A 2,665-nucleotide genomic window follows, 5' to 3' on the forward strand; every position below is an offset into this window, starting at 1 on the left:
GTGCCCGTAACACCACCGTCCAGCACCCGCCCCCGAGCACCCGAACTACCCCGCCACCAGCACATATACCCACGGAAAGCGGAATCCAGCACTAGGTCGCTGCGGCAGCGATGGAAACGAACACCGAAGTGCTCGGTCTCGATGTATCCGGCTTCCTTGGTCTCGGCCGGCATGAAGTAGACGATCCGCAGTTTGGCGGAGATCTCTCGCAGGATGCCCGCGAAGCGCGAGTAGTGGTCAGCAGGGGCCGGGTCGAGGTCGAACAGTGAGACGACGCGGTGGTCCTGGGCGAAGCGGACGAGAGCGCGGAGTTCACTCACGTGCCAGTCGTAGCGGGATAGCTGTTGCGTGTGGGCGAACAGCCCCCCTGCAACTCGGCCCGGGGCAGGGGAAGAAGCCCCCGTAGGTCAAGCGTATCGCCTCGGGTTTGGGCCGGACGCTGGCCGGTGCGGCCCCGTTGAGAAAGTCGCGGCGAGTGACGCCGTCACCGCGAGCGCGCAGCCACTGATTGTCGTGGGGACTGCAAAGGTCCCTGCGCCGCGGCGAATGGGCGTTCCCGCAGGTTGCCACTTTGCAGATCCAGCCGTAGACCGTGTGATCCGCAGGAATCCTGATCACGGAATCGCGATAGAGCGAGCCGACCGACGGGCCGCCGAGCAGAGCGGCCAGTACGTCAAGCCTGTCGCGAGCGCGACGAGCACGGACCGGGTCGGCCAGCACGCGCAGTGGTGACGTCGAGTCCATCCTCACTCACCCCATGCCCGCAGCAGCGCGGCCTTGAAGACGGGATCGTTGACGTCCACGTGGGCGTAGATCTCGTCGACCACCTGTGTGGAAGCCCAGCCACCGGCGTCCCGGGTCACCACGAGGTTGCCGTCCGAGGCGTCGAGGACCGAATTCGCGAAGGAATGGCGGAAGGCGTGGGGGCGGACTTTGCCCAGGCCGGCCAGGGCCGCAGCCCGGCCGATCATCTGCGGGCGCCTTCCGGGGTCCAGGGCAGCCCCCGGTCCGGTCCGTGCTGCTGGACCAGCAGCATCCCGTGGGAGGCGTCGCGGGGGTACTCGCCCGTGAGGTAGTCGAAGTAGGCGTGGACCATCGCCGGGCTGACCCGCTTGATGATCCCGCCCCGGATGGTGCCGTCCTCCAGTACCCAGGGCCGCTTCGTCTTCGCCCGGGCACCGTTGGGCAGGCCCCCGCGGTGACAGACGTGGACGTGCGGAGTGCGGCACTCGCCGCAGGCGGCTCCTTCGCGCAAGTGGAGGTCGCACAGATGCAGACCACACAGCTCGCCGTTGCGAAAGCCGCCGTCGCTCAGCCAGTCGACAACCAGCCGGTCGCGGGCCGACTCCACCACTGCCAGCAGTAGCCCCCGGGCGCCGTCCGGCAGCATCTTCGGATGCCGGCGGCGGATCCGTCGCGGCGCCAGTGGGTTCGCCGCCATGTCCTTCGTGACGTGCTCCAGCAGGGCGCGGTCCCGGTCCTGCTTAGTCGGCATCCTCCGCTTGTCGAGCGCCTCGGCCAGGGCGGTGTTGATGCCCAGCTCGGCCTGGCGGAGGTAGAAGCCCTTCAGGCACGAGGCCGTCGAGGACAGCGCGCTGTTGCCGTAGGGGCGCTTGCCCACCCGCCACGGCGACCTCAGCGGCGCGGCGACCTTCGCCCCGACCGCGCCCATGTACCGCACAAGGTCCCGGAAGCCGACGCTCTCCGGGACCAGGCCCTCGTGCTCAAGCCACCGCAGATGGTCGACGAGGAGATACGCGTACGGCCGGTCCGACCCTGTGCCCGCGTACTGGGACAGGAACCCGCTCGGCCCCCGCATGTACGCCACCGGCCGACTGCACGATCGTGTATGACCGCCGTCCGTCCCGGTGGATGACCTCCTGCACCCTGAGCTGACCGATTGACAGCCTGCGTGCCACCTCCCCGCCGGGGGCACCACTGCCGGACGTGCCGCACCACCGGCCGGTCCGTGAGCTGCGAAGACTCGTGTCCCACTGCTCGACCTGATCCCCGAACCGGCCGACCTCGACCGCAACGGGCCCCTCGACACGAGGGAGTGGGACCTGGAGCGGATCCACGCCGCCCGGGACAACCACCAGAACGCCAAGTGGATGCGGGGCGAGGCGCTGGAGGCCGCGTTCCGGCGCCGCCTGTACCGGGGCGAGGACGGGCAGCGCACCCGGCATCAATACCTGGACGACGAGTGGGACGGCATCAGCGAATCCGCCGCCTACCGCGAGATCGACGAGTGGCCGCTGGCCAAGGCAATCTCCGACGTCTGCGAGCGGCCCGCCTCCGACTCGCACGTCCGCGCCCTTGTCGACGCGCCGAGACATTGGCGCGCACGGCCACAGAAGGAAGAAAGGGAAGAATAGAACATGGCCGCGCGGGCTTGCGAGGGCTCCACACCTCAAGAACCCGCGCGGCCACCCTCATGTCACGGCCCGCCCACGATCAATCGCGGGGCAGCCCGTTATCGCAACCATGCTCTTGACCTCGTCAAACGCTTGGCCACGGAGATCGTTCACAAGCTTCGTCATGAGATTCGGGATTCAGCACCGAGCGGGAGACTAAGGGTTGTCCCGTAACTGCTGGTCACGGGTGAGATGATCTTGGTGTGGCTGGTGTGATCACGGCGTCGGAGCCGTCCTGGATAGGTCCGTTC

General features: G+C 68.2%; 4 protein-coding genes. 1 reads left to right on the forward strand and 3 read right to left on the reverse strand.

Translation table 11 applies throughout. The annotated features are described in order from the left end of the window. The 3 genes from ACFWDI_RS40890 to ACFWDI_RS40900 form a co-directional block, all read right to left on the reverse strand. On the reverse strand, positions 1-320 hold a 320-nt coding region (locus ACFWDI_RS40890), incomplete at its 3' end, for a hypothetical protein (protein ID WP_385312173.1). A gap of 426 nt (positions 321-746) precedes the next feature. Beyond that, positions 747-971 carry a hypothetical protein gene (locus ACFWDI_RS40895; protein ID WP_385312175.1) on the reverse strand — a complete coding sequence of 75 codons (225 nt, stop codon included), beginning with the start codon at positions 969-971 and terminating at the stop codon, positions 747-749. Continuing rightward, complete coding sequence (locus tag ACFWDI_RS40900; RefSeq protein WP_385312177.1) at positions 968-1,828, reverse strand: integrase; 861 nt, start codon at positions 1,826-1,828, stop codon at positions 968-970. Before ACFWDI_RS40900 ends, ACFWDI_RS40895 begins: the two co-directional genes overlap by 4 nt. A gap of 283 nt (positions 1,829-2,111) precedes the next feature. Here ACFWDI_RS40900 and ACFWDI_RS40905 point away from each other — a divergent pair, with 283 nt between their 5' ends. Next, a complete protein-coding gene (locus tag ACFWDI_RS40905; protein WP_385312179.1) occupies positions 2,112-2,375 on the forward strand; it encodes a hypothetical protein in 264 nt (87 codons plus the stop codon). Positions 2,376-2,665 lie beyond the last annotated feature (290 nt).

The organism is Streptomyces sp. NPDC060064 (assembly GCF_042736455.1).
GTDB lineage: Bacteria > Actinomycetota > Actinomycetes > Streptomycetales > Streptomycetaceae > Streptomyces.